The sequence below is a fragment of the Bacillus sp. UMB0728 genome (assembly GCF_002858875.1).
In the GTDB taxonomy this organism is placed as follows: Bacteria; Bacillota; Bacilli; order Bacillales; family Cytobacillaceae; genus Bacillus_AB; species Bacillus_AB infantis.
The window spans coordinates 865,149-886,560 of record NZ_PKLA01000001.1 but is presented as its reverse complement, the minus strand read 5'-3'; the positions used below and the strand labels follow the sequence as shown (position 1 = coordinate 886,560).

19 protein-coding genes and 1 pseudogene are annotated in these 21,412 nt (G+C 45.0%); 16 read left to right on the top strand and 4 right to left on the bottom strand.

Annotated elements, in window-relative coordinates; translation table 11 throughout:
* Window positions 1-49 precede the first annotated feature (49 nt).
* Entirely contained in the window at window positions 50-823 is a 774-nt protein-coding gene (locus tag CYJ37_RS04555) for a class I SAM-dependent methyltransferase (protein ID WP_101548180.1), read from the bottom strand.
* Window positions 824-1,852: 1,029 nt separating this feature from the next.
* Here CYJ37_RS04555 and CYJ37_RS04550 point away from each other — a divergent pair.
* The 8 genes from CYJ37_RS04550 to CYJ37_RS04515 all read left to right on the top strand — a co-directional run bounded on the left by CYJ37_RS04550 (window position 1,853) and on the right by CYJ37_RS04515 (window position 10,932).
* Window positions 1,853-2,545 (top strand): response regulator transcription factor, encoded by a 693-nt coding sequence (locus tag CYJ37_RS04550; protein WP_101548179.1) that lies wholly within the window; start codon window positions 1,853-1,855, stop codon window positions 2,543-2,545.
* Entirely contained in the window at window positions 2,523-4,760 is a 2,238-nt protein-coding gene (locus tag CYJ37_RS04545; RefSeq protein ID WP_257964170.1) for a sensor histidine kinase, read from the top strand. The genes CYJ37_RS04550 and CYJ37_RS04545 overlap by 23 nt, the downstream gene beginning before the upstream one ends.
* 11 nt (window positions 4,761-4,771) lie before the next feature.
* Window positions 4,772-5,287: an RNA polymerase sigma factor gene (locus CYJ37_RS04540; RefSeq protein WP_101548178.1), complete on the top strand. Its 516-nt coding sequence runs from the start codon at window positions 4,772-4,774 to the stop codon at window positions 5,285-5,287.
* Between the two features lie 195 nt (window positions 5,288-5,482).
* Window positions 5,483-6,334: an AraC family transcriptional regulator gene (locus tag CYJ37_RS04535; protein ID WP_101548176.1), complete on the top strand. Its 852-nt coding sequence runs from the start codon at window positions 5,483-5,485 to the stop codon at window positions 6,332-6,334.
* Between the two features lie 368 nt (window positions 6,335-6,702).
* Complete coding sequence (locus tag CYJ37_RS04530) at window positions 6,703-7,437, top strand: hypothetical protein (RefSeq protein WP_101548174.1); 735 nt, start codon at window positions 6,703-6,705, stop codon at window positions 7,435-7,437.
* Window positions 7,438-7,515: 78 nt separating this feature from the next.
* Complete coding sequence (locus CYJ37_RS27605; RefSeq protein ID WP_101548172.1) at window positions 7,516-8,454, top strand: catalase family peroxidase; 939 nt, start codon at window positions 7,516-7,518, stop codon at window positions 8,452-8,454.
* Window positions 8,372-9,385, top strand: a complete 1,014-nt coding sequence (locus CYJ37_RS04520) for a halocarboxylic acid dehydrogenase DehI family protein (RefSeq protein WP_308302643.1) — start codon at window positions 8,372-8,374, stop codon at window positions 9,383-9,385. The genes CYJ37_RS27605 and CYJ37_RS04520 overlap by 83 nt, the downstream gene beginning before the upstream one ends.
* A gap of 254 nt (window positions 9,386-9,639) precedes the next feature.
* Window positions 9,640-10,932 (top strand): histidine--tRNA ligase, encoded by a 1,293-nt coding sequence (locus tag CYJ37_RS04515; protein WP_101548168.1) that lies wholly within the window; start codon window positions 9,640-9,642, stop codon window positions 10,930-10,932.
* A 50-nt stretch (window positions 10,933-10,982) separates the two neighbouring features.
* Here the strand turns inward: CYJ37_RS04515 and CYJ37_RS04510 are convergent, their stop codons facing one another.
* On the bottom strand, window positions 10,983-11,240 hold the full coding sequence (locus CYJ37_RS04510; RefSeq protein WP_101548166.1) for a hypothetical protein: 258 nt from the start codon (window positions 11,238-11,240) through the stop codon (window positions 10,983-10,985).
* Between the two features lie 199 nt (window positions 11,241-11,439).
* Between CYJ37_RS04510 and msrA the strand changes: the two genes are divergently transcribed.
* The 3 genes from msrA (at window position 11,440) to CYJ37_RS04495 (ending at window position 13,891) form a co-directional block, all read left to right on the top strand.
* A complete protein-coding gene (gene msrA, locus CYJ37_RS04505) occupies window positions 11,440-11,970 on the top strand; it encodes a peptide-methionine (S)-S-oxide reductase MsrA (RefSeq protein WP_101548164.1) in 531 nt (176 codons plus the stop codon).
* Window positions 11,971-12,235: 265 nt separating this feature from the next.
* Window positions 12,236-12,778, top strand: coding sequence for a GNAT family N-acetyltransferase (locus CYJ37_RS04500; protein ID WP_101548163.1), 543 nt, complete (start codon window positions 12,236-12,238; stop codon window positions 12,776-12,778).
* Window positions 12,779-13,891 carry a DUF1835 domain-containing protein gene (locus tag CYJ37_RS04495; RefSeq protein WP_101548161.1) on the top strand — a complete coding sequence of 371 codons (1,113 nt, stop codon included), beginning with the start codon at window positions 12,779-12,781 and terminating at the stop codon, window positions 13,889-13,891.
* 6 nt (window positions 13,892-13,897) lie between these two features.
* Here the strand turns inward: CYJ37_RS04495 and CYJ37_RS04490 are convergent, their stop codons facing one another.
* Window positions 13,898-14,374, bottom strand: coding sequence for a small multi-drug export protein (locus CYJ37_RS04490; protein ID WP_101548159.1), 477 nt, complete (start codon window positions 14,372-14,374; stop codon window positions 13,898-13,900).
* Window positions 14,375-14,615: 241 nt separating this feature from the next.
* Between CYJ37_RS04490 and CYJ37_RS04485 the strand changes: the two genes are divergently transcribed.
* The 5 genes and pseudogenes from CYJ37_RS04485 to CYJ37_RS04465 all read left to right on the top strand — a co-directional run bounded on the left by CYJ37_RS04485 (window position 14,616) and on the right by CYJ37_RS04465 (window position 20,026).
* Window positions 14,616-15,317 (top strand): response regulator transcription factor, encoded by a 702-nt coding sequence (locus CYJ37_RS04485; protein WP_101548157.1) that lies wholly within the window; start codon window positions 14,616-14,618, stop codon window positions 15,315-15,317.
* Window position 15,318: 1 nt separating this feature from the next.
* Entirely contained in the window at window positions 15,319-16,347 is a 1,029-nt protein-coding gene (locus tag CYJ37_RS04480; protein ID WP_101548154.1) for a sensor histidine kinase, read from the top strand.
* Between the two features lie 64 nt (window positions 16,348-16,411).
* Entirely contained in the window at window positions 16,412-17,176 is a 765-nt protein-coding gene (locus CYJ37_RS04475; RefSeq protein WP_101548451.1) for an ABC transporter ATP-binding protein, read from the top strand.
* Window positions 17,151-19,031 (top strand): FtsX-like permease family protein, encoded by a 1,881-nt coding sequence (locus tag CYJ37_RS04470; RefSeq protein ID WP_101548153.1) that lies wholly within the window; start codon window positions 17,151-17,153, stop codon window positions 19,029-19,031. Before CYJ37_RS04475 ends, CYJ37_RS04470 begins: the two co-directional genes overlap by 26 nt.
* 135 nt (window positions 19,032-19,166) lie before the next feature.
* Window positions 19,167-20,026 (top strand): annotated as a pseudogene (locus tag CYJ37_RS04465) (DMT family transporter).
* Between the two features lie 49 nt (window positions 20,027-20,075).
* Here the strand turns inward: CYJ37_RS04465 and spoIIP are convergent.
* Window positions 20,076-21,209: a stage II sporulation protein P gene (gene spoIIP / locus CYJ37_RS04460; protein ID WP_257964169.1), complete on the bottom strand. Its 1,134-nt coding sequence runs from the start codon at window positions 21,207-21,209 to the stop codon at window positions 20,076-20,078.
* Between the last annotated feature and the right edge of the window lie 203 nt (window positions 21,210-21,412).

Below are 21,412 nucleotides of genomic sequence, written 5' to 3'. Positions count from 1 at the left end.
ATGACCTGTGCTTTCCCGATGGAAAGTCGCAGGTCATTTTTTCTTATGGCTAAACAACTGCCCGGACGATATATCTGGAATGAGTGGCCGCAAGTCCTCCGGCTTCGGCATGCTGATTAAAAATCCTGGTAATTTCAGGTCCATATTTTTCCTCAACGAATGCTGTAATTGAAGGCAGCTGCCCAAAACAGGCAAGTCTGATGACGTCCTGCGGTGATTTGAGATATTCAATACTGGAAACCTCTTCAATTGTTGCATGAGAAAAATTGGATTTCTCTACGCGATTCTCCAGGCCTTTTAAAATGGGAGTGCCTGATTTTTCTTCAAATAGCAGCGGAAACAAGCCAGGCAACTCCCGGCTCTGACTGTCGCCAGGGTGAAGGCCCCGGATATGCCCGCCGTCTTTCACAGCTCTCTTTAAGAGAGGATAAGCTGATGTGGGTCCTTTTCTTATATAGGCGAAATCAAATTCCTTATATGTAAACGGCAGGCCGCTTTTTGTATGTGCAACGATAAAAGTTACATTATTCTTCCTTTGTCGAATTCCTTCCATAATGAACGGCTCTGCTGCATCAACCCCCACTATTTCCTTGGCAGCTGAGGCGCAATGCATGGTAAACAGGCCTTCTCCGCACCCTACGTCAAGGACTTTTTGATTGACCGCCAATTCTCCAGTTTCGCTGTCAAAAATGGATTCTCCATTCGGCTCAGCGATGAATGATTCCCAAGGGTACACATATTTCCCTTCCAGTCTTCCGAGCTGTTCATACCATTCTAATGAATGGGGTCTCAGCCAGCCTGGGATGGAAGTGAGTTTCGTCAATTTATTTCCTCCTTTTTCAATGGTCGCTAAGTATGTCTTCTTCATAAGTTTATGGTTTTCCTGTTATATGGAAAAAAGGGAAGGATACAGTTGACATATTCAAGCTGAGCGGTTTTACCGGCAAACGAAGGATTCGGGGAGTTTAATGTATTGAACATTATGTGCTGCTGGAGCCGCTATTTCGCATTAACGGCAGGATAGTAGTTCCAGCCGGAGAAGCTGGAACCACTATTTGGTGCGAAAAGAGAAATAGCGGTTTCAGCCGGGGAAACTGGAACCACTATTTAGTGCGAAAAGAGAAATAGCGGTTCCAGCCGGGGAAACTGGAACCACTATTTAGTGCGAAAAGAGAAATAGCGGTCCCAGCCGGAGAAACTGGAACTACTATTTCATGCGAAAAGAAAAATAGCGGCCCCAGCTGGAGAGGCTGGAACCACTATTTAGTGCGAAAAGAGAAATAGCGGTCCCAGCCGGAGAATCTGGAACCACTATTTCATGCGGAAAGAGAAATAGCGGTCCCAGCCGGAGAGACTGGAACCAATATTTGATGCGAAAAGAAAAATAGTGGTCCCAGCTGGAGAGACTGGAACCACTATTTGGTTCGGAAAGAAAAATAGCGGCCCCAGCTGGAGAGACTGGAACCATTATTTGGTTCGGAAAGAAAAATAGCGGTCCCAGCTGGAGAGACTGGAACCGCTATTTCATGCGGAAAGAAAAATAGCGGTCCCAGCAGAAACACTTAATCCCAAATAGCGAAAAGCTATTTAATTGCAGAGATGGCCAGCCGGAATCTTTCTTTAATAATAGTCAGCGCACAGCTAACTTTCTCCACATAAATATTGCCTTTAATTATGCTGCCCCACAGAATGCTTTTTCTTTTTCCATGCTTTCACCGCAAGATTTCTAGTATACAATAGTGGAGACAACAACCAATATTAAGAAAATCTTAAGATATTTATAAAAGGAATATTAAGATTTGCTCTTTATGATAGATACATAAGCAGCTGCTAAGAAGGTAGGAATAGGGGAATGGAAAATTATAATGTACTTGTTGTAGATGATGAAAAGGAGATCCGGGACGCGATCGAGATTTATTTAAAAAATGAAGGAATTACAGTCCTTAAGGCTGGCGATGGCATTGAAGCGCTCGAGATGCTCAGTGAACACCAGGTCCACCTGATTGTCCTGGATGTAATGATGCCGAACTTGGATGGTATTTCTGCCACCTATAAAATCAGGGAAAAAAAGAATATTCCGATCATCATCCTGAGCGCGAAAAGCGAAGATACCGATAAAATCCTGGGGCTTCAGGTCGGGGCTGATGATTATGTGACCAAGCCTTTCAATCCTATGGAACTGGTCGCAAGAGTCAAGTCACAGCTGAGAAGATATGTGTCATTCGGGACTTTTGAAGGCATCAGAAAAATCGTGGATCTGAACGGGCTGACGCTTGAAAAGGAAACAAAGGAAGTCAAGGTCAATGGCGAGCATGTCAAGCTCACACCGATTGAATATAAAATCGTAGAGCTGCTGATGCTCAATGCCGGCCGGGTATTTTCCATCCAGGAAATCTATGAACTGGTCTGGAAGGAGCCTGGCTATAATGCAGAAAATACGGTTGCCGTACATATTAGGAAAATTCGTGAAAAAATTGAAATCGATGCAAAAAATCCAAGATATTTAAAGGTGGTTTGGGGAGTTGGATACAAGATGGAAAGGTAGGCTGATGATTGGCGTCTGGGCGCTGTTATTTACAATTACTATAAACGGCGTTCTTTCAGCTTTTCTTTTAGCAAGCAATTATTCTAATCGTGATTATTTTCATACAAATACTTTCCAATATTCTGTAGATGAAGCTGCCGGTTACTTAAGCATGTTCGAGCTGTATGATCTCACATTGGAAGAGGCTAAAGACGAGATAACTGTTACTGAGGCAGATATTGAAGAACATCGTACCCGATATGGTTCCCTGCCGGCACAGATAGATAATATCAATGCACAGTACGAAGCTGTCATTATGGGTGCGGGCGATGCAGGCAATAAAGAAGCAGAGAAAGCTTTCATCAAGGAAAGAGATGAAAAAATAGCTGATATAACCAAAAACTTTCAAAGCGATGACCATGTAAGGCCTAAGGTGGTCAAGGAAAAGGAAGAAAAGCTTGAAGCGCTTTTCAAACAAAGGGAACAGTACCGGGAAGACTATCAAAGGGTGAAGAAAGATTTACTCTATTACTTTAAAAATGACCACACAGGAGAGGTTCATACAAATATTCATTTAAAGAGCGGTGAAACAGCAGAAGAGTATTTCCGCGGGGATAAGGTTCAGTATGCAGCCAATTATTATGCCGGATCGGATTTATTTTTCTATAGTTTGCCCCATGAAACTGATATGATCGACCCCCTCTTAAATTCGTTTGGGGATTTTGAGGGAAAAATAGCAGTTGCAGCTAATATTGGCCCTTCCAATTCTTATTTTTATGAAAACCAGGCATATAAGCTGGATCAAATGGTGCTGGCCATCCTTACAGCAGCAGGGTTGGCAGCTTTCCTTCTTTGGGTTTTAGTCTCTCGCAGATCAAGAGTGTTAAAAACTGAACTGGGAAGATGGGAGCCATATTATAACAAGCTACCGATCGATTCAAGAATCCTTTTTCTCCTGCTTTCTGCCATAGGTGCAATGACTTGCATGCCGGTTATTCTGGATACAATCCTGAACATGGTGGATGTCCCTTATGACAGGCTGGAATTGATAATATTTTTTCCTGCTGCCGCTGCCTTATGGGGATTGGTGATTATGCAGTGGAAATATCTATTTGCAGTCCTGAAGAACGGGGAGCGGACCAGGGAGGAATGGCAGAATAGCTTGCTTTATGAAGGCAGCCTCCTTTCAAAGAAGTTATACAAAAAATCGAATCGGGCGATGGAAGATGCTTTTATCAATAGGAGCACAGGCACCAAAATGCTCATCATGTTCATCCTCGTGTTTGGCATGGGAGCCCTCTCCATCATCATTTTTATAGATCCAATATTTATTATTGTATATCTTATCATTCTCTTTGGTCTGGGCACGCGGATTGCAATAAGCCTGGTAAAAAAGACCGGCTATTTTAACCGCATCATCCAATATACGGAGGAATTGTCTTCGGGAAATCTGGGTCCGGATCTCGAGGTTTCCGGAAGATCTGTTTTGTCTGACCTGGCTGCTAATGTCAATCTATTGAAGGAAGCGGTAAGAACTTCCCAGAGCCAGAAAGCCAAGAGCGAGCGTCTGAAAACAGAGCTGATCACGAATGTGAGCCATGATCTTCGGACTCCTTTGACATCGATTATCACTTATACGGAGCTTTTAAAGCAGGAGGGCATTGAGCCGCATGAGAGGGAGGCATATCTGGAAATCATAGACCGCAAGTCGCAAAGGCTAAAGGTGCTGATTGAGGATTTGTTCGAAGTAAGCAAGATGGCAAGCGGAAATATAGAACTTGCCAAAACGAAAGCAGATCTTGTCCAGCTTCTGCAGCAGTCCCTCGGAGAATATGATGAAATGATCCAGGGATCAAGCCTGAATTTCCGTGTCACAAAACCTGAAAAGCCGCTGGTTGCTATGGTTGATGGACAAAAAATCTGGAGGGTATTTGATAATCTGATCGGCAACATCCTGAAGTATTCCCTGGAAAACAGCCGTGTGTATATCTCTATCCGGGAGACAGGACGAAATGCGGAAATCACTTTCAAGAACGTTTCAAAATATGAGCTTAATGATAATGCTGAAGAGCTGTCCGAGAGATTCAAACGGGGTGATGAATCCCGCCATACTGATGGATCCGGCCTGGGGTTGGCCATCGCAAAATCGATCATTGATTTACATGAAGGGGAGCTTGAAATCGGGACAGATGGCGATCTCTTCAAAGTAATTCTTATATTGCCGGTGGAAGAGTAAGGAGTGGAAAAATGACTGGAGCAGAAATAGCAAATTCATATGAAACTCATAAAAAACGACTCTTCCATATCAGCTACTCTATTACAAGAGACTCTTATTTAGCCGAAGATGCTGTCCAGGAAACATTCATTAAGGCACTTAATAAGGCACACACCATTTTAGACAAGGAAAAGCTGGGAGCATGGCTGAATGTTACTGCAGCCAGAACAGCAATCGACTTTGTACGCAGAGAACGGAAGAAAAGCTGCCAGCCTATGGAAATAGAGGCAATCGATGCGCTTGGAAATGTTAAGAGCGAAGCGGTGGAGAGCATGGTAGAGGCACAGCTGATGGAGGCACAGATCAATCGGGCGATTAATACTCTGGGGGATGGCTATAGAGATATCCTGCACCTTAAAGCAAGAAAGGGTCTGAAGGAAAAAGAGATTGCAGAGATGCTTAACCTGAAGCCATGCACTGTGAAAACAAGATTGTACAGGGCAAGGAAAAGATTGAGGCCACTATTTATCGGATTAGCAAATATGTAGAACATAAAGACAAAAGGAGCCAAACATGAGCTCCTTTTGTCTTTATATTGATAGAGAAATCTTCACGCATTTAAAAGGGAGTTCGGTACTTTACATAGAATAGGTTACAGAAAAGAAATTGCTGTCATCAAAGAGCATAAATTGACAGGAGACCAGCAGGAACAGCTGCTACTATAAAAGCAGGGAGTGAGCGATATGGGATGGGCTGAGGGGCTGCAAAAAGCAATTGATTATATGGAGGACCATCTCTTGGATGAGATTTCGGTGGAGGAAATTGCAATGCGGGCCAATGCTTCTTCCTTCCACTTTCAGCGGACATTCTCGGTGCTGACGGATATCTCGATTGGAGAATACTTGCGAAAGAGGAGGCTGACGCTTGCAGCGCAGGAGCTTATAGCATCAGATGAAAAGGTCATCGATATCGCCCTGAAATATGGCTATGACACTCCTGAGGCGTTCGCAAAAGCCTTCCGCCGCCAGCATGGGCTGACACCAACAGATGCGCGGAAAAAGGCCGGACAGCTGAATGCCTATAATCGCCTGGTTATACAGGTAACCTTGAAGGGAGCGGAACCAATGAAGTACAAAATCATCGAAAAAGAAAGCTTTACAGCGGCAGGGATCAGAAAGGAATTTTCCATGGAGAACGGAGAGAATTTCAAAGGCATTCCACAAATGTGGAAGCAGGTGCATGAAGACGGCATCAATAAAATCCTTTTCACGCTCAATGAACATGTTCTTGGAATTTGTGTCGATAAAAGGGGTGAGACCGGAGAGCCAAAGATGGACTATTGGATCGCGGCTGAGTGTAAAGAAGAGAAGCCTGAAGGATTAGAAGAGCTGTTGCTTCCTGCCTCCAAATGGGCTGTTTTCGAGGTTCATGGGAAGATGCCTGATGCTATGCAGAATACCTGGAAGCAAATCTTCTCAGAGTGGTTCCCTTCCAACCCGTACGAACATGCAGGGACACCTGAGCTTGAGGTCTACAATGACAATGATCCCTACAGCCCGGACTGCTATTCTGAGATCTGGATACCGGTAAAATAAGCAGATAAAGTGAAAGAGCGGCAGAGAGCTGCTCTTTTTTTCCGTAAAGAAGTGTGTTTAGACTGTCTAGAGTCAGGTTATGGAATATTAGGCTTCGGATAGCTTGTGGTTTGTGATAAATCAAGTATTTTTATTGAGGTTTTTATATGTACAGCTGGCTTTTTAATCAATTCGGCGGTTAATTCGATCAATTCAACAAATAATTCAATCAATTCGAGGGATAATCTGCCATTTCAGCAGATATTCTGCCATTTCAAAAGATAATCTGCCAATTCGCAGTTAAAAGCCAGCCGCCCATTCAATCAAACCTGCCGTCCTGACAGTCCAGCAAGCCCGAAGCAGACACCCTACTAAAAAGGAATGATCATATGCTCTTTTGGCTCAGCATGATTTTTGCAATCGGTTTTGCGCTCATCCATTTTTCCTCGAAATATATGAATTTTATTAAGGAAACCCCAAGGAGCCGGATCCTTTCCATAGCCGGCGGCATCGCTGTTGCTTATGTGTTCCTGCATCTGCTTCCGGAATTGAATGGCTATCAGGAGAGCTTGGAGGATTTGATCGGGACGGATGCAGGAAAATATATTGAGAATCATATTTACCTGATTGCCATGATTGGACTGGCAATATTTTATGGCCTTGAACGGATTGTGAAGGTTTCGAAAAAGAAGAAGAAAGACAAGACGGGAAACCAGACTTCTGCCGGCGTGTTCTGGATTCATATCGGATCTTTTTTTATTTATAACAGCATCATCGGTTATCTCCTCATACGCGAGGAATATGAAAGCCCGTGGGGAATGTTCTTTTATTTTATAGCTCTAAGCATCCATTTCATCACCAATGACAGAGGACTCAGGCGTGATCACCGTGAAGTTTATGACAAATACGGCCGCATACTCCTGACTGCAGCCATTTTGCTCGGCTGGGTGATCGGAGCGGTTATGGAAGTTCATGATCTTATCATTTCAATTCTTGTCGCTTTCCTGGCTGGAGGCGTGGTGCTGAATGTGCTGAAGGAAGAGCTGCCGGAAGAGCGGGAAAGCAGCTTTGCGGCATTCTGCATCGGCCTTGCTGGCTATTCAGTCCTCCTTATGGTCATTTAAAAACACACACCCGTTTGTTTCTAAAAGCCGGGTCAAGGGAAGAATAGAGTAATCAAGAATAGAAAAGGGGGCCAACTGATGAGTAGCATTAAAAAGACCGATCTTGCCGGACGTGCCATAGACAGTATTGAAGGGGCAGCCGGAAAGTTCCCTGGCCGCAAAAGGGCTCATGCACGGGGAAGCTCCTATAAAGGAACCTTTAAACCAAACGGAAAAGCCGCCTATTTGACTTCTGCCCCACATCTTCAGGGAGGCGAGGTGCCGGCTATTGTCCGTTTTTCCAACAGCTCGACCAATCCTGGACACAGTGATGCGATGACTTCTCCTAAAGGAATGGCAGTTCAATTCCAGCTGCCTGATGGAGACGTTACAAATCTTGTATGCACGACCGTTCCGCTATTTTTTGCAAGGACGCCCGAATCTTTCACCCAAATTATTGAGCTGTTTGCCTCTATACGCAAAGGGAAACCTGATCTTAAATCATTGGCAGGCATTGCTAAGGACTTTCCTGAAAGCAAGGCGTTCATTGAGCTGATCCAGGAGGTAAGGCTGCCTGCAAGCTATGCAGCAGCTCCCTACTATTCTATCCATGCCTTTTACCTTACCACCAGGGAAGGAGGACGGCAGGCAGTTAAATTCATCTGGGAGCCGGAAGAAGGCGTCAGCATGTACACGAAAAAAGAAGCGGCCGGCCATCTTGCTGAAACATATCTAGAAACAGAGCTGGATGAGAGGCTGGCAAAAGGTCCTGTCCGCTTTACATTATCTGTGCAGCTGGGAGAAAAAGATGACCCGACAGATGATCCTACAGTGCTATGGCCGGGCGACAGGCAAAAGCTTGCAATAGGAGAACTGACAATCACACAAAAGAACGAAGAGCCAAATGAAATGTTTTTTGATCCAACCATTCTACCTGAAGGCATTGAATGCAGCGATGATCCTATCCTCCATTTCCGGCATCAAGCCTACCATGAATCGAGGAAGAGGCGTGAAAGCGAGAAGGAGGAAGGGCTTTAAGCTGGCTGCTGTAAAGGCAGCTATTCTTACATATTCCATTTTCCCGAGCATATGTTTAATGAAAAAGGAAACGGTGGCCATTTTGAAACAACGGCAATTCGGAATCCCGGAAATTTTTGAGGAGAGCGCTTCAGGTTCACTGCAATTGCTGTATGGTGATATTAAGCATGTATTAAAGGTACCCATTGTCAATTTTATCTTCCGTGCGCTGGCACATTATGAAAAATTCCTTTATACAGGGTGGCAGCAGGTGCGCCCCAGCATGCTCACCATTCATGCAGAAAGGGCAGCAGAAGGTTTAAGAGAGCCCGGCCTTTCTTTTGTGCCTGAACGATACAACTGGGAAAGGATTTTGGGGATGGAGCGTCTGAAGAGAGTTGAAAAAATCGTTTTTACTTTCAACTATGTTAATCCAAAGCTTCTCCTGATTGCATTGGCATGGCAGGAAAGTTTGGGGTACAGGCCGATAAAGGGCGGGGCTTTGCCCAGCGGGCTGATAGAGCCGGGGATTTTACCAGGGCTGCCATCCATTCGGCTGATTGATTTTCCGGAAGCTGACAGGAGACAAAGGGATATACTCTGGGATATCATGACTGCGAAGCACAGCTATGATACCGCCAGCGATTATCGTGCACTTGTTTTATACCCGGAATTTCTGCAGCCGGTCTGGTACGGGATGAAAGAGTATGTATCTTCTGAAGAGTTTTCACTGAGATCCAGGAATATAAAGGAGCAAGCAAGGCAGCTGGTTCATACCAGCTTTCCTTACCCTGTTGCCATCACGCCAGATGAGCTGGCAGCCATGTACTCACAGAAGGATGCTGCCGGAATAATGGCAGTGATTGCCCTTTTTTCTGATTTTCTCGCAGATCTTATCATTGAAGGTGAGTGTATCCGCCGTTTTTTGTATCCGCCGTCTAAATCCAGTTGATATAACTGTTTTTCTATGCTACATTATATGGAAATTAGAGGTGATCCTTATGCAGCCGGATAGAAGCTGTTGTCCATTTTCACAAAACCATCATCATAAAAACTAGCCTTGCTATCGATTTCTAAAAATCGCAAATAGGAAGGCTATTAATCATGAACCGCATTATTTTAAGTGTCCACTTAAAAGAGTGCGGTTTTTTTGTATTTCTAAAAGGGTGTGGATGATCTCTAAAAATTATTCTGGAGGATGAGCCGATGAAAAAGATGGATTATCAAAATGTAAAAGGCACTAAAGATTATTTGCCGGAAGAGGAGATTTTAAGGCGAAGGATCCAAAGGGAGCTGGAGGATGTATTCATTCAATACGGATGCAAACCGCTGGAGACCCCGATTCTGAACTATACTGAACTTCTTGCTTCTAAGTATGGCGGGGGAGCAGAGATACTTGAGGAGATGTATACACTGTCTGACCGCGGCGGGAGAGATTTGGCTTTAAGGTATGATTTGACCATCCCATTTGCAAAAGCTGCAGCTATGAATCCTGGATTACGGCTTCCTTTTAAGCGCTATGAAATCGGCAGGGTTTTCCGCGATGGTCCGATAAAAACCGGTCGTCTCCGCGAGTTCACACAGTGTGATGTTGATATAGCAGGGGCAGATTCCCAGCTTGCTGAAGCCGAGCTGATGGTGATGGCACTGGATGCATTCTCGAGAATTGGCTTGGATGTGACAATCCAATATAATAACCGCAAGCTGTTATCAGGCATGCTTCAGGAATTTGGAGTGCCGGAAGAGAAGAGCAATGAGGCAATCCTGGTGCTGGATAAGCTGGAAAAAGCAGGTTGGAAGAAGGTTTCTGAAGAACTGGCTGCTAAGGGAATAGGAGACGAAGCGATTCAAAGGACTGCCAGCTTTATTTCTGACACGAACATTGGAAAACTTGCCTACTATAAGGAACTGGAGGATAAAAACGTCCTCTTAAAAGAAGGATTGCAGGAATTGAAGGAGCTGGAAGGTTATCTAACCTATTTGGATTGCTGCCGGAAAGCGAATTTCAATCCTTTTTTAGCAAGAGGCCTGGACATATACACCGGCACGATATATGAAATATTCCTCACTGACAGAACGCTTGCCTCAAGCATAGGGAGCGGCGGCAGATATGATAACGCAATCGGCGGCTTCATAGGGAGCGGGAAGAAGGTAGCGACCGTTGGAATCTCGTTTGGGTTAGATGTCATTTTCACCGCAGTCAGCCAAAGCCTGTCCAGGAAGGAACCGGAAAGTACAGCAGATTATTATCTTATTCCCATTAATACGCCAAAAGAATCCCTTGCTCTTGCACAGTATCTGCGCGGAAAAGGGTGGAGAGTAGAGATGGAGCTTGGCGGCCGCAAAGTCAGCAAAGCTCTTGAGAAGGCAAACAAAGATAATATCCGGGAAGTAATTCTGCTTGGAGCAGAAGAAGTATCAAATAATCAGTACAAAATTAGGGATATGAAGACAGGGGAAGAAAAAATCGTGAAATTTGATTTTTCGAAGACTGGCTGAAAAGAGAAAACATGCAAAGCATTTGCTTTGCATGTTCCTCCAATTATTTATTAATACCAAAAGCCTGGTCGTCCGAAGCCATAGCCCCATCCAGGACGTCCATAACCCCAGCCAGGCCTGCCATAGCCCCATCCGGGACGGCCATAGCCCCATCCAGGACGTCCGTAGCCAAATCCGTAACCGCCATAGCCCCATCCAGGGCGGCCAAAACCGAACCCGCCGGTAGCTGCACCAATTGCCAGAAGCGGAAGGAACCTTTCATCATGCTGCTGATATGCATACTCAGGAATTGCCATATAAGGATTCATTTGCATAGCCTCCAGTCTCTTTTTCTCTGTATGCTATGCAGCAGGAGGGCGGTTGCCCCCAATTATGGCGGGGAATTTGAAAAATGGACATTTGCCCAGTAAAAGTTTTTAATACTAAACATGAGAATATCCAAAAGCCTTTCGAGGTGGTAAACTGGTAGAAAAGCTTCTCATATTTAATAGAAAAGGTGATTTGCGAATGACAGAGAGAAAAGAATTGGCAACTTTTGCTGGGGGCTGCTTTTGGTGCATGGTCAAGCCATTCGATCAATTTGACGGAATTCATAGCATCATTTCCGGCTATACCGGCGGGCATGTTGCTGATCCCACATACGAAGATGTGAAAAAAGGGGACAGCGGCCATTATGAGGTTGTCCAAATCGAATTTGATCCTGAAGTGTTTCCATATGAAAACCTGCTTGAACTATTCTGGCAGCAGATAGATCCTACAGATGAAGGCGGCCAGTTCCATGACCGCGGGGACCAATACCGGACTGCTGTCTTCTATCATAATGAAACTCAGAGAGACAAAGCGATTGCTGCCCGCAATAAGCTTGCTGAAAGCGGAAAGTTCAGCAAGCCGATTGTCACAAAGGTGCTGCCTGCTGATACCTTCTACCCGGCTGAAGATTATCACCAGGACTATTATAAGAAAAATTCCGCCCATTATAAGGAAGATAGAGAAAAATCAGGGCGCGATGAATTTATTAAAGAGCACTGGGAAAAGTAAAGCTCTTCCAGGCCCCGCAAACTAGGATGCGGGGCTTTTTATTTTATCTATGAAACTTCCTTGCTGCCATAACTCCAATAGCAAGCTGCATCACTTTCTCATCTTTTTCTGTGCCTGCGGTTCATGATAACAAAGTGCTTTTACTGTTAAAAAACGATAAAAGTAGTTTGCATCTTCAACTGAAAAAAACAAACCCGCTCAGCAGGAATTCCTCTATTAAATGCCGAATATTGTCAGTTGATCTGAATACAAAGGAGCATAATCAATGTATATAGAAACAGAACGGCTGATCATTAGGGATTTTCATGAGGAAGACTGGCGTGAACTTTATACTTATACCTCTGATGCAAAAGTCATGGAGTATATTCCGGAAGGTGTTTTCAATGAAGAAGCTGCCATGAAGTTTGTGAAGGAAAACATGACTGTAGCGAGAAATTATCCAGTCATTATGAAAGAAAACAGCCAGCTTGCCGGCCATATCGTTTTTCACCCCTATTTTGGAACACATACATATGAGATCGGCTGGGTGATGAACCCTCATTTTCATAACAGGGGCATAGCATCTGAAGCAGCATATGCTGTTTTGAAGCATGGGTTCGAGCAAATGAAGCTTCACAGGATCATTGCTACCTGCCAGCCGGAAAATATTGCTTCCTTTAAAGTAATGGAAAGAATCGGGATGAGAAGAGAAGGATTTTTCAAGAAATGCATTCCGCATGGTGACGGATGGTGGGATGAATACTATTATGCGATTCTTGGGGAAGAATGGCTGCAAAATCATACTGCCGCAGTAATGGAGGATGACTGAATGTCTTCAAGAATCAGATACCCTTTTGTCTATTTCTATGCTGAGCCGAACATTGTTCTTGTCTACAAAATAAAAAGTACAGGATTGCTGGATTTCAATAATTTCCATGAACTGGAGAAGCAGACCTATGAGATGGCACCTGGGGAGGATTTCTCAGATTTCAATCATGAAAACCATCAGCCTTTAGAAGGCCGGGGATATTTTATGAGGCTTGAAAACCACTATAAAATGATCAAAATAATCAACAGGGCGATTCAGCAGCATAACAAAAAGACAGAGAGCAGGAGAAATCCCGCTTATACCGCTGTCCATATTGCACCATCAGAATCCGCTGCCGGCAGCATAAGGGTTATGCTCCCTCAGCAGGTGAAAGTGATCAGCCAGATAGAACATCTTGGCATCGGGCCATTATGGAAACTGGATACAGAAGAGGGAAAGAAGCATCGTGCTGACTGGATGTTTGACCATATCAACTATCCAATAGAAGACTTTGAACTGGATCAGAAACATGACAATATGATCCTGGAAATAGCTGATATTCCTGAAGATCTGCCCATCTGCATATGGGCAGGTGAAAATGCGGACGAGCAGACCGGCTTGCGCTTTTTGATGAATCTATTAAAAGAAAAGAACAATGATATCATCGTTATAAATTCTACTGGCCTCTTTGCCGAACTGGGGCTGTCCAATGCGTGGCCTGCCCGTTATACAAACCAAATAGAGCCTGACAATCTGTCGCTCATTTTTGAAAAGGGCAAAGAAAATCTCCCTCTGACCGAAATAGAGCGTATGAAGCTGCTGAGTGAGTGGGAAGAACTTACCCGAACTCAATCTGTTTTGCGCATATGGGAGAACGGAAACATTGTCTCCGTTCAAGAGGACCATTTAGACAGCTTAATCGTGGAAACGATAATAGAAATAGAAGCAGATAGTGAAGATGACTTTGTCAAAGCAGGGCACCTTATTGGAGCTATAGCAGAAAAAGGGTTGCCGGACACAGATTCATTTTACCTGGAGTATCGTATCAGGGAGCTGGTTTACACAGGTACCCTCGAAATGAGGGGTATCCCAAAATCGATGCGCCATTACCGGGTTAAGCTGCGTCAAAGGTAACACTTCTTATGTGAATTTCAGCAAGCTGATGCCATAGGCAGAAGCGACTGCAAATATGACAGTCCATACAGCAAGGCTGACTGTCATCCATGCAAGCACCCGGGAACGGGAGGCTCCGAAGGAAAAAGCCGCAATGGCTGCAATATCTGTCCCGACTAAAATCGGCGCAAGAAGGGCAAGCCCGGGGATTCCGTATTTCTCCCAAATCTGCCGGGAGCGCTTATCTCTTTTCGTAGGGCCTGCCGCTCCTTTTTTCTCTCTTCTTGCGTTCCTCCACTTAAAGAACTGCTCAAAAAAGAGGGCTAGCAAAAGAAGCAGAAGCAGGTTGCCGGCAAATGCCGCCACACCTGTCCAAAACGGCGGGAGACCCCAAACCACTCCAAGCGGCACAACGATGGACACGTCCATCCAGGGTGCAGCTGCCAGTATGAAAATAATAACATATTGCCAGAACTCGCTGGCAGATTGAGCCCATTCAAGCATTCATTTTTTCTCCTTCCACATAAAATTAAAACCATTTATTCCCATTATAATGCCAGCAGGTTAATATAGGGTAAGCTGATGTTTAAAAATTGTTTAAAAATCAGATAGAGCTTGCTCCCGGGTGAAAACTGGGAGTTATGAGCATGTTTATGTATTACTTATGGAAAATCATTCCTGTTGCATTACTCCAAAGACCTCAATCTGATAAAATAGGAACATACTTTTTTACAGGAGAGAAGATATGCAGAAAATACTGCTTGTTGAAGATGATATAAAAATAGCAGAGCTGCTGCAGGCGCACCTCATCAAGTACGGCTATGAAGCGGTCGTATGCACAGAGTTCGGCCAGGTAGTCAAAAACTTTGAAAGAGAGCAGCCCGCTATGGTGCTGATGGATATTAATCTTCCGAGTTTTGACGGATTTTATTGGACCCGCCAGCTCAGGCAGCTGACCACCTGCCCGATCATTTTCATCTCAGCCCGTGCTGGTGAGATGGACCAGATCATGGCATTAGAGCATGGAGGGGATGATTACATAACGAAGCCATTTCATTACGAGGTGGTCCTGGCCAAAATCAGGAGCCATTTGAGGAGAGCTTATGGAGAGTATGCTCCCAAGCTGGAAGAGCGAATCGTGGAAGCGGAGGGGCTTATGCTCTATCCGGAAAGGCTCTTGCTTATGTATAGAGATAAGCAGGCTCAGATCACAAAAAATGAATGCGCCGTCCTTGAAATCCTTTTGAAGAGATATCCCCGCATTGCCAGCAGGGAAGCTCTGCTGGAAAAGCTCTGGGATGATCAGGCCTATGTGGATGAGAATACGCTGAATGTCAATATGAACAGGGTCAGGAAAAAGCTCCGGGAGCTTTCCATCACAGAGGCTGTCGAGACAGTAAGGGGAGCGGGCTATCAGCTCCACAATACCTGGAAAAGGGGCGAGTGAGGTGAAGCTCTTTTTCAAGGATCATCTTGGCATCATATTTCTTCATGCTGTCATGCTTTTCTCCGTGCTAATCATTTACCGGCTGGCCGGATTCCATGATTTGAAGGTGAGTCTGTATACTGTATTTTTTGGCCTTTTCCTGCTGTCAGGTTATCTGGTCTTCCGATATATGGGTATGAGGAAATATTATGCCCGGCTTACTGATCCGCTTGCGACACTCGATGAATCCATTTCAGCAACAGGCTTCTATCCGGTGGCTGAAGCTCTTGACCAGCTATTGCTGTTTCAATACCAGCATTATGAGAACAAGCTTGCGCAATGGGAGAAAGATAAAAATGAACACCTCATCTTCATGAACCAGTGGGTCCATCAAATGAAAACACCTCTTTCCGTTATCGAGCTGCTCCTGCAGGATGAAGATGAAATAAGCCGCGAAAGCATCAGGGAAGAAATAGACAGAATCCAAAAGGGGCTGGACACAGTGCTGTACAGTGCAAGGCTTAAGGCTTTCGAACAGGACTTTCAAGCAGAGCCTGTGGGACTGAAGGAGCTTGCTGCGAGACTAGTGCAGGTAAACAAGCGCTTATTCATCCGGAATGAAGTTTACCCAGACATTCATGCAGAATCGGAGCTTTTTGTACACTCTGACAGGAAATGGCTTGATTTTGCCGTCTCCCAAATTCTAATCAATAGCATTAAATATTCAAAGGGTACACATCAGAAGGTGACCATTTCATGCCGAAAGGAAGGTGAAACTGTCATTTTGGAAGTGAGGGATTACGGTCCGGGTATACCTGCGGGTGATATAGAGCGCGTATGCCAGCCATTTTTTACGGGAGAAAATGGGCGCCGCTTCCCGGAATCAACGGGAATGGGGCTGTATCTTGTTTCTGAGATCAGCCGGAAGCTTCATTTCCAATTGGAGCTGGAATCCGAGGAAGGAAAAGGGACTGCTGTTCGCTTAAAGTTCAATGAGCCGAACAGCATCTTACATAATTGTAAGGCAAATGAAAGGAAATTCGATAGCTGAAGCATTCTGTTCTCCTTTAACATAAAAGCAACAGAAAAAAGAGAGGAGAAGCTATATGAATAATATGCTTCAGATCAATCGGCTGAGCAAAGTTTATGCAGGCAAGGTATCTTACCGGGCGTTATCAGAACTCAGCCTTGAAATCAGCAAAGGGGAGTTCACCGGTATTATGGGCCCTTCAGGCAGCGGGAAGACTACGCTGCTGAATATGATATCTACGATTGATTCCCCTACTTCGGGCGAAATACTGATAGAAGGAAAAAATCCGAATATGCTGAAGAAAAATGATTTAGCAAAATTCCGCAGGAGGGAGCTTGGTTTTGTGTTTCAGGATTTTAACCTGCTGGAGACATTGACTGTAAAAGAAAACATTTTGCTCCCCTTAACTTTGGATGGGGTCCGCCTGAAAGTAATGGAAGAGAAAGCAGAAAAGGTGGCCGGCAAGCTTGGCATCGGTCCGATCATGAAAAAAAGGACGTATGAAATTTCGGGCGGTCAGGCTCAAAGGGCCGCGATTGCAAGGGCAATCATTCATACGCCGAAGCTGCTGCTTGCGGATGAACCGACCGGGAATCTGGACTCAAAGGCTTCACGCGATGTAATGGAGACAATGTCAGACATAAATAAAGCTGACGGAACGACCATGCTGCTTGTCACGCATGACCCACTGGCTGCCAGTTATTGTGACCGGGTCGTCTTTATCAAGGACGGCAGACTATACAATGAAATCAGGCAGGGAGACAGCCGGCAGGCTTTTTTCCAAAAAATCATCGATATGCTTTCGATCCTGGGAGGGAATGCACATGACCTTTCGTCAGTTCGCGTTTAAAAATGTGCACCGCAACAAGCGGCTGTATGCTGCTTATCTGCTGAGCAGCGCCTTTTCTGTAATGGTGTTTTTCGTGTATGCTGTCTTTGCTTTTCATCCCGGCTTGAAAACAGAAGGCATTGGCAGCCATGTCTCGGTTGGGCTGCATTTCGCGGAAGGTGTCATTTATGTGTTTTCCTTCTTTTTTGTCTTATTCAGCATGAGCGCTTTCCTAAAATCAAGAAAAAAAGAGCTGGGATTGCTCGTTATGCATGGAATGACAAGCATGCAGCTAAGAAAAATGATCTTTCTGGAAAATATCATGATCGGCCTGTTCTCGATTTTAATAGGAATCGGGACTGGCCTTGTCCTTGCGAAGGCCATCCTGCTTGCGGCAGAAAATGTTCTTGGACTAAAAGAGGCTTTGCCGTTTTATATGCCCTTTGAAGCACTGGGCCTGACTGCAGGTGCATTCGTCCTGCTGTTTGTTTTTATCTCGATTTTCACGGTTTCCATATTCAGAGGAAATCAGCTGGCAGCGTTCATTAAAGGAAGTGCCGCTCCAAAGCCTGAGCCCAGAGCCTCACGCCTGCTTGCCCTGCTGTCTGCAGTCCTTCTCGGGGCGGGATATTTGACAGCGCTTAAGGTAGAGGGTGTCTATGTGAGCGTTGCATTGGTGCCGGTCAGCACCGTTGTCATAATCGGCACCTATTTTCTCTTTACACAGCTAAGCGTATATATCATCGGCCGATTGAAGAAGAATCATTCTTTCCTCTTCAGAAGAACGAATCTGCTTCTTTTCTCTGATCTTGCCTACCGGATGAAGGATAATGCCAGAACCTTCTTCATTGTTTCCATCGTATCAACTGTGGCATTCTCGGCCATTGGCTCGCTGGTCGGTTTCAGGACAGTCATGACCAAGGCGGTTCAAGAGGAGAATCCGTTTGCTTTTGATTACAGCAGCTATGCAGGAAATAAGGAAGAAGCTGCTCAAGTCGGTCTAATCCGGACAAAGCTGCAGGAAGAGGGGATCTCCTACCGTGAATTTAGTGCTGTCGGGCTTTACCAGACAGTCGGCGAAAGGCGGGCGATGTTTGTCAAAAGCTCTGAATATAATCCGATAGCCAGAGCGGCAGGCGGCGATGCAGTAGCCCCTGTGGGAGACGAAGCAATAAAAATAGTGCCTTTGAAAACTCCTGCTGAAAAAGGAAAACAAACAAACCTCACCCTTGTAGAAAGCGGGGAATCTATTTCCGCAGCAGGAAATACACAATCGTATGCATTTCCTGCTTATGAGAGCTTTTATGTTGTTTCAGACAATAAGTTTGCTGCTCTGCAGGATTCTGCCAACGAACAGTATTTTTATATGTTTGATGTGAAAGATTGGAAGAGTACCTTGGATATTGGTGAAGAACTGGCGGAAGAGCTTCCGATCAGCAGACTGGGAAAGGAATACAGCTTTTTCCCGCTTGCTCATGAATTGGATAAGATCGTCCAATGGTATGGCGCCATCCTATTTGTCGGCCTATTTATCGGCGCTGTGTTTTTTGTAGCGGCCGGGAGCTTCCTTTACTTCAGGCTCTTTAGCGATCTTGATGAGGATAAGAAGAAATTTTCCCGCATTGCAAAAATTGGGCTGACGGATGCTGAACTGTCAAAGGTGGTTTCAGTGCAGATTGGACTCTTGTTTTTTGTACCGGTATGCGTTGCCGCTGTCCATGGTGCTGTCGCCCTTACCAGCTTGCAGAATATGTTCGGCACCTCGCTCTTCAAGGAATCTGCGCTTGTGCTGGGAAGCTTTTTACTGATTCAGCTAGTCTACTATGCATTCATACGTTCGGCGTATTTGAAAAATATTAAGAGGGCGCTCAGGTAAAAGGAAGCAGGATCTGGAATCAGGTCCTGCTTTGCTTCGCCTGCTGTGAAACCGATTAGTTGACTGTGGGTGCCTGTCTGCCTGTAGAATGAATAGGTGAACTTAGAGTTTATGAAAACAAGGGGAGATGCTGATATGAACCGCTATACCTATATATTGCTGGTCCTTTTGACTACTTCCCTAATGGGTTCGTCCTTCGCAATCGGGAAGATCGGGCTCGATTATATCTCTCCCCTAATGCTGACAGGGCTGCGCTTTACCATTGCCGGGGTGCTGATGGCAGCCATTGTTCACCGGTTGCCGCGTCCAGGCACAATGACAGACTGGTGAAAGTGTTCTCAATCGGCCTGTTTCAGACAGCAGGAGTGATGGGCTGCATTTTTCTCAGTTTAAGAACCATCACCGCGGGCGAATCGTCCATTCTTACCTTCAGTAATCCGTTGATTGTAGTAGTTCTTGGCACGCTCCTCTTCGGCCTAAAATATACAAAGATCCAATGGATTGGCGTCATTGCTGGATTTCTTGGTGTAATACTGACACTTGGATTTCAATTCCAGCTGGAATCAGGCACTCTCCTTGGTCTCGGGGCAGCTTTTTCATGGGCAATCGCTACATTGCTTATTAAAAGGTGGGGAGGGCTATTCAATACCTGGGTTTTGACTGCTTATCAGCTTCTATTCGGAGGAATCGTCCTGCTGCTTATGAGCTTGACGGCGGAAAAGATTGAACTGCACATCACGCCGCTTTCGATCTTTATTGTCTTATGGCTCGCTGTAATGGCGTCTATTGTCCAATTCGCTGTCTGGTTTTATTTATTAAGCAAAGGAGATCCGGGGAAAACGAGTGCCTTCCTTTTCCTTGCCCCATTTTTTGGCGTTCTGTCTGGATGGCTGCTTCTGGGGGAAGCTGTCCATTGGTATGTCTATGCAGGGGGAGCACTTATTTTTCTCGGAATTTTTCTTGTCAACTGGACATTCAAAAAGAGCAGAGCTTAATAAAGAGAGCCGCACCTCAGAAGGGCGGCTCTTCGCTATTCTCGGCGGATTACTCTTTGCTGCCGCCGTTTTCTTCCCAATAGATATCTGCAAAAGCTTCAGACAAAGCATCAACTGTCCTGTGGAGCTCCTCCAGATTATTGTCGACTCCGCCAAGCTCAATCAGAATGGCTCTGTTTGAGATATCCTGGTTATATACCCCGTTTCCTTCAAGCTTTGTCTTCAAGAATACCCCGCGGCTGAGGCCCGGATATTTTTCTTCAACCTTCGCATTTAGTTTTTTTGTGTATTCCAGATTGGCCTGGTAGTTTTTATTTTCCTTGCCGACGATGAAATATAGACGTGCATATGTTTTGCCGTTTATCGTCGCAGTCGTTTTATCCTTTCTGGCAGAATCGCGGTGGATGTCTATGAAATATTTTAAATTCGGATTTGCTTCTGCAGAAGCGTGGACCACTTCATTGGATACTTTATAGGAAGAAGAGTACGTCCACTCTCTCTTGAGCAATTCCTTATTAATATTGGTTTTGTCCTGGGACGCCCCAATCCCTTTTTGCAGCAGTGATTCTGAAAGCCTGCTGCCCAGGCCGACCACATTGGCCCGTTCATCTGAAGTTACGGCTTTATTGGAGTCTTTAGTATTTTTAAGCAGCGGGAGGAAAGCCTCCATATTATGTGAATGATAAATCAGCACATCCGTTTTTTCGGGCTTTTTGGCCGGTTGTGCCGGCTTGTCCGCCACAGACTGCTGCAGCTTTTCTTCTGCAACTTCACGCTCATTCATGAGCACTTCTGCGGGAGGTGCTGATTCGAATGGAAGTGTGGAAAGATCTGTTCCTTCACCGGCAACCACAATTTCTGTATCAAAATAAACAAGGCCGGGGAGCTCTGTTCCGAGGAAGGTACGGGCATCCGTAGGCTTAACGTTTGTGGCAAGGGAAAATAAAGCATCTGTCACATTTTCAAAGGTAAAAGGGTCGCTGTCAGGAGCGAAGGAATGATTGGCCGAGCTGATAAAATAAGTCAGAAGTTCATTGATTTCAATATTTCTCATAACGCGTTCCAGTGACTTTGAGCTGAATTGAGTATAGATAATGATAGAAAAGAGGAAAACGGCGGCAGCGATTAGTAGATAGATGAGATCTTTGTAATGTTTTACGTTTACTGTTACGACTTTTATCATGATATTCACCTCAATTCACCATATGCTCATTTATACGAGAGTATGCGATATGAGGGGACAATGATTTGTAAAGTTCTTAATGGGAAAGGGATTTGCAGAATATGGATGGCTATCAGAAAGGCACATGAATAACCTGCCGCCAAAAGGGAGATTTTATAAGAAAAAGAGGCAGAAGCCTGCTGATTGAAAAGTAGGGAAAAAAG